This window comes from Streptomyces sp. NBRC 110028 (assembly GCF_001417735.1).
In the GTDB taxonomy this organism is placed as follows: Bacteria; Actinomycetota; Actinomycetes; order Streptomycetales; family Streptomycetaceae; genus Streptomyces.
On sequence record NZ_BBUZ01000038.1, the window covers coordinates 127,131 to 133,130 of the forward strand.

A 6,000-nucleotide genomic window follows, 5' to 3' on the forward strand; every position below is an offset into this window, starting at 1 on the left:
AATCGCCCGTCCTGCATGCGCCTACCGGGCATCCTACGGCTCGCTGTCGGCCGGACCCGCTGTGGGATGATCGGGCCACCGCGCAAGCCGCGTCCCATCCCCCAACGCCGCGTATCCCAGGAGCGTTCCCCCATGGAACAGGACCTCGCCGCCACCGTCGCCGCTCTGCGGCCCCGCGCCCTGGCCGAGCTGGCCGAGCTGGTGGCCTTCCCCTCGGTGGCGGACCCGGCGCAGTTCCCGCGCAGCGGGTGCGAGGCCGCCGCGCGGTGGGTCGCGACCGCGCTGCGCGCCGAGGGCTTCCAGGACGTGGCGCTGCTGGACACCCCCGACGGCACCCAGTCCGTCTACGGTTTCCTGCCCGGCCCGGCCGACGCGCCGACAGTGCTGCTCTACGCGCACTACGATGTGCAGCCGCCGCTGGACGAGGACGCCTGGCTCAGCCCGCCGTTCGAGCTGACCGAGCGGGACGGCCGCTGGTACGGGCGCGGCGCGGCGGACTGCAAGGGCGGCGTGATCATGCATCTCACGGCGCTGCGCGCGCTGAAGGAGCACGGCGGCGCCCCCGTCAACGTCAAGATGATCGTGGAGGGTTCGGAGGAGCAGGGCACCGGCGGCCTGGAGCGGTACGCCGAGGCGCATCCGGAGCTGCTGGCCGCCGACGCAATCGTGATCGGCGACGCGGGCAACTTCCGGGTGGGGCTGCCGACCGTCACCGCCACGCTGCGCGGGATGACACAGCTGCGCGTCTCGGTGGACACCCTCGAAGGGAACCTGCACTCCGGCCAGTTCGGCGGTGCCGCCCCGGACGCGCTCGCCGCGCTGATCCGGATGCTGGACTCGCTGCGCGCGGAGGACGGTTCGACGACGATCGACGGCCTCGACCCGGGCAGCACCTGGGAGGGCCTGCGCTACCCGGAGGAGGACTTCCGCGAGGACGCCGGGGTGCTGGACGGGGTCGAGCTGATCGGCTCGGGCACGGTCGCGGACCGCCTCTGGGCCCGCCCCGCGGTCACGGTGCTGGGCATCGACTGCCCGCCGGTCGTCGGTGCCACCGGCTCCGTCCAGGCGAGCGCGCGGGCGCTGGTCAGCCTGCGGGTGCCGCCGGGCGTGGACGTGGCCGAGGCGAACCGGCTGCTGGCCGCCCATCTGGAGGCGGCGGCGCCGTGGGGCGCGCGGGTCGCGGTGGAGCAGATCGGCCAGGGCCAGCCGTTCCGCGCGGACACCGGGAGCCCGGCGTACGAGGCGATGCGCGCGGCCATGCGGGTGGCGTACGACGGCCAGGAGATGGCGATCGCGGGCCAGGGCGGCTCGATCCCGCTGTGCAACACGCTCGCCTCGCTGTACCCGGAGGCGGAGATCCTGCTGATCGGCCTGAGCGAGCCGGAGGCGCAGATCCACGCGGTCAACGAGAGCGTGTCGCTGGAGGAGCTGGAAAGGCTCGCCCTCACCGAGGCGCTGTTCCTGACGACGTACGCGACCGGCAAGAAGAGCTGACCGGCTCCCGGATCCGGCCCCGCGTCCCGGCCGGGCGGCCCCCGGACCTGACCGGGGGCCGCCCCGTCGGGGCGACGCGCTGCCGCGCCGGCGTACGGTACGGGCGGGGCGGGCGCTCAGCCCACCGGAGCCCCGGCCTCCAGGTACAGCGTGCGGCCCTGTTCGCGGGCGCGCAGCGCCCAGCGGAGGCGGCTGAGCCGGACCGGGGGCAGCAGGTCGGCGGCCTCGGCCTCGGTGACGAAGCGCCAGCCGCGCAGTTCGGCGCCGGGCAGCAGCACCTCCTGGGCCTCCCCGGTGGTGAGCCGGCCGCCGTCGAACAGCAGCCGCAGGCCCCCGTAGCCGGGCGGCTGGGGGCGTTCCCAGTCGGCGACCAGCAGCCGCAGCGGCTCGTCGATCCGCAGGCCCAGCTCCTCGGCCACCTCGCGGCGCCCGGCGCGCATCGGCGGCTCGCCGCGCTCGACGACGCCGCCGGGGAACTCCCAGCCGGGCTTGTACGTGGGGTCGACGAGCAGCACCCGGTCGGCCTCGTCGAAGAGCAGGACCCCGGCCGCCAGGGTTTCGGCCGTCGGCTCGGGCGTCTGCACGATGTCGCAGCTCCCGGCGCCCTCGCGGACGGCGTCGGCGATGTGCTCGGCGGTCTGGCGCGGGGTGAGCCCGGTGGTGTCGACCACATGGGCGTCGGTGGTCAGCCAGCCGAGGGCCGCACGGTAGGGCGCGAGGTGGTCCAGGCACCAGCGGCGCACGGACTCGCTGGCGTCCGCGTCGCCGGGTATCTCCTCGCGCCCGGCTATCCGCCGGCGAAGGATCGTTTCATCGGTGTGCAGCAGGACATGCCTCACGGGGATCCGCCGGGCGGCGAAGCCGCCGAAGATCTCATCCCGGTACTCCTGTCTGAGGACCGTCATCGGGACCACGAGCGGGCCGCCGACCTCAGCGATCAACGCCGCTCCCGTGTCCACGACCAGCCGCCGCCACGACGGCAGGTCCTGATAGTCGGAGACCTGTTCCAGACGCTTGCGCGGCAGCATCATGCGCAGACCGTTTCCGACCAGTTCCGGGTCGTAGAACGTGCTGCCGGGCATGAAGTCCACCAACTCACGGGCCGCGGTGGTCTTCCCCGCGCCGAACGCACCGTTCAGCCAGACGATCACATTTCCCCCTAATCCATCGCCTCCTGACAGTTGCCCGCATCACCCTGCCACGGAAACGCCCGAATACGACTGAGTGACGGATCAGGCCCTCCCGATTCCCCGACGTGGGACGCCGCGGGGGCCTGGTGTCACCGGACCCCACACGTCACACAGGCCGCCCTGACCCCTTCCGCCACGGTGGCCCCTCACCCATCAGCCCTTGTTGGCGCCGAGCGTGAGCCCGGCGATGAAGTGGTGCTGGAGCAGCAGAAAGACGAGCACGGTGGGCAGCGCGACCAGCCCCGAGCCCGCCGCCGACAGGTTGAGTCAAGCCGACCTGGAACGCGGCCTGGACGGCGATCACGGCCCGGTAGGAGTCGTACATCGTCATCGAGTCCGACATCCAGTAGGGCAGTTCCATGGTGATGAACAGGGCGTAGAGCGGGGTGACGACGACCTGCCGCGGCAGCAGGTTCCCCGCCGTGAACACCATCAGCAGAACGAGCCGCCCCGCGTTTTCAGCCGGGTGACGGAGAAGGCCACGAAGGACGCGAGGAACAGCGTCACCAGCACTCCGGGGGCCGCGATGAGGATCGAGTTGAGGAAATACTCGCTCATTCCGGAGTCGACGAACGCCTGCCGGCAGTAGCCGAACGACAGATGGCGCGGCAGCGAGAAATAGCCGGCGCGGGGCCGAACTGCCCCTGCTCGGCGAAGAACCGCAGGCGATAGCCCGCGAACCGTCCGAGGCGTTGGGGCCCATCTTCACCTCATTGCCCGGACCGCCGCAGCCGGTGAGGAGTGACGGGAGGGTGACCGCCCCGGCTCCGACCGCGGTACCCGGAGCAAGGCAGGGCGGGAGATCCGATGTCCTGACGATGACTGCGCCATGAGCCCTCCACAGAGGATCCAATCAAACACAACCGAACGCGGATGGCTGGATCACCTCGACCAAGTGGCGGCCCAGTCAAGGATTTTGACGAGATATCGAACAACTGTTATCCCATCTCTTCCAACAGACTCCAACACGGCCTACCGTAAACGCTCGCATGTGACGCGTCCCGCGACGCTGCCGTCACCCCGTTGAGACGGAGGAACCGCATCATGCGCCACCGCTCTTTACGCACCGCGAGACACCGAGTCATCGGAGGACTGGCGGCCGCGCTGCTCGGCACGGCCGGTCTCACCCTCCCCGCCGCCGCCCAGCCGGCCGCGGCCCGGCCCGCCCCCTCGGAGCAGACCGCCCGAGCGGCCGAGACCACCTTGTCCGGGGACGGGCTCGCGCTCACCCCGCCGATGGGCTTCAACAACTGGAACTCCACCCACTGCCGCGCGGAGTTCAACGAGGCGATGGTCAAGGGCATCGCCGACCTCTTCGTGAGCAAGGGCCTCAAGGACGCCGGATACACCTACGTCAACCTCGACGACTGCTGGGCGCTGCCGCAGCGCGACGCGAACGGCAAGCTCGTTGCGGACTCGGCGCGCTTCCCCAACGGCATCAAGGCCGTCGCCGACTACATCCACTCCAAGGGCCTGAAGATCGGCATCTACACCAGCGCGGGCACCAAGACCTGCAACACGGCCGGGTTCCCCGGCGCGCTGGGCCATGAAAGATCGGACGCCCAGCAGTTCGCCGACTGGGGAATCGACTACCTCAAGTACGACAACTGCAATAACCAGGGAGTAGACGCCAAGCAGCGCTACCGCACCATGCGGGACGCGCTCAAGGCCGCCTCCGAGACCACCGGTCGCCCCATCGTCTACAGCATCTGCGAATGGGGGCAGAACAAGCCCTGGGAATGGGCGGCGGATGTCGGCCAACTCTGGCGCACCACCGGTGACATCAGTGACTCCTGGGGCAGCATGCTGTCGATCGCCAAAGAGAACCTGCCGCTCGCCCCGTACGCCGGGCCCGGCCACTGGAACGACCCGGACATGCTCGAGGTCGGCAACGGCGGCATGACGGACACCGAGTACCGCAGCCACTTCTCGCTGTGGTCGGTCATGGCCGCGCCGCTGCTGATCGGCACCGATCTGCGCAAGGCCGACGCCTCGACGTATCAGATCCTCGGCAACCGCGACGTCATCGCCGTCGACCAGGACCCGCTGGGCAAGCAGGGCACCGTGCTCTCCTCCGAGGGCGGACGCTGGGTGATCTCCAAGGAGCTGGCGGACGGCGGCCGCGCCGTCGCCCTCTTCAACGAGACCGACCAGCCGCAGCGCATCGCCACCACCGCGGCCCGCCTCGGCCTGCCGCCGGCGGACGGGTACCGGCTGCGCGATCTGTGGCAGCACCAGGACCACAACACCGCGGGCTCCGTGGCGGCCACCGTCCCCGCCCATGGCACGGTGCTCTACCGGGTCTCCGCCGACAAGCGCTGGGCGTCCTACCCGCCCGCCGCCGAACTTCGCCTCGGCGCCTCACCGTTCACCGAGGCGGGAACCACCGCACCGGTCGAGACGGCGCTCGGCAACCTCGGCGGCACCCCGGCCCACCAGGTCCGGGTCCGGCTCACCGGCCCCGACGGCTGGCGCGTCAGGACCACCTCGCCGACCCAGGCCGCCACCCTGCCCACCGGCAGCAGGCTCGCCACCCGCTGGCAGGTCACCGCCCCGCAGGACGCCACACCGGGGGCGTACGAGCTGACCCTCCGGGCCGACTACCGCTCGGCGCGCGGCGGCGAGGTCAGCACCGGGCTGCCGATCCCGGTCCATGTGGTGGTCGCTCCGCCCACCGGCGCCACCTACGCGAGCGATCTGCCGTGGCTGAACGCGGTCAACGGCTGGGGACCGGTCGAGAAGGACACCAGCGTCGGCGAGAACGCGGCCGGCGACGGACATCCCCTCACCCTCGACGGCACCGCCCATGCCAAGGGCCTGGGCGTGCACGCGCCCAGTGAGGTCACGTACTACACCGGTGGCCACTGCACCGCGTTCACGGCGAAGGTCGGCGTGGACGACGAGGAGGGCACCGCCGGAACGGTCGCCTTCGAGGTGTGGGCGGACGGCGCCAAGGTGCTGTCGACCGGGACGCTGACCAACGCCGATCCGGCCAAGACCGTCACCGCCGCCGTCGACGGCGCGACGACGGTCCGGCTGGTCACCACCGACGGCGGGGACGACATCACCAGCGACCACGGGGACTGGGCGGACGCGGCGTTCACCTGCTGACGCGACCGCCCCGGCGACCGGCCCGCTCCCCCGTGCCGCCGGCTCAGCAGACCGGCAGCCCGGGGAGGGGCTGGTCGTTGTCGCCGCCCCGGACGTACACATCGCTGACGTAGACGTCCTTGTTGCCGTTGTCGTCGTCCGTCCTCGCCCACCAGACGTTCGTCCACTTGCCGTACCGCTCCGGACGGTTCAGATTCTCCTGGCA

3 protein-coding genes and 2 pseudogenes are annotated in these 6,000 nt (G+C 71.4%); 2 read left to right on the top strand and 3 right to left on the bottom strand.

Annotation, left to right across the window (positions count from 1 at the left end):
• The first annotated feature begins 132 nt into the window (after nucleotides 1-132).
• On the top strand, nucleotides 133-1,494 hold the full coding sequence (locus ASC60_RS30520; RefSeq protein WP_055556599.1) for a dipeptidase: 1,362 nt from the start codon (nucleotides 133-135) through the stop codon (nucleotides 1,492-1,494).
• Nucleotides 1,495-1,610: 116 nt separating this feature from the next.
• Here the strand turns inward: ASC60_RS30520 and ASC60_RS30525 are convergent, their stop codons facing one another.
• Together ASC60_RS30525 and ASC60_RS39970 are read right to left on the bottom strand one after the other, a co-directional pair.
• On the bottom strand, nucleotides 1,611-2,645 hold the full coding sequence (locus ASC60_RS30525; RefSeq protein ID WP_055556601.1) for an NUDIX hydrolase: 1,035 nt from the start codon (nucleotides 2,643-2,645) through the stop codon (nucleotides 1,611-1,613).
• 192 nt (nucleotides 2,646-2,837) lie between these two features.
• Nucleotides 2,838-3,356: pseudogene (locus ASC60_RS39970) on the bottom strand (hypothetical protein); the annotation flags it as partial.
• A gap of 372 nt (nucleotides 3,357-3,728) precedes the next feature.
• On the opposite strand from ASC60_RS39970, the gene ASC60_RS30535 reads away from it, so the two are divergent.
• Nucleotides 3,729-5,795, top strand: a complete 2,067-nt coding sequence (locus ASC60_RS30535; protein ID WP_055556605.1) for an NPCBM/NEW2 domain-containing protein — start codon at nucleotides 3,729-3,731, stop codon at nucleotides 5,793-5,795.
• 43 nt (nucleotides 5,796-5,838) lie between these two features.
• Here ASC60_RS30535 and ASC60_RS41155 read toward each other — a convergent pair.
• Nucleotides 5,839-6,000, bottom strand: a pseudogene (locus ASC60_RS41155) (serine/threonine protein kinase); the annotation flags it as partial.

Coding starts and splice junctions, on each gene's coding strand:
- ASC60_RS30520 (WP_055556599.1), top strand. CDS start 133: ATGGAACAGGACCTCGCCGCCACCGTCGCCGCTCTGCGGCCCCGCGCC.
- ASC60_RS30535 (WP_055556605.1), top strand. CDS start 3,729: ATGCGCCACCGCTCTTTACGCACCGCGAGACACCGAGTCATCGGAGGA.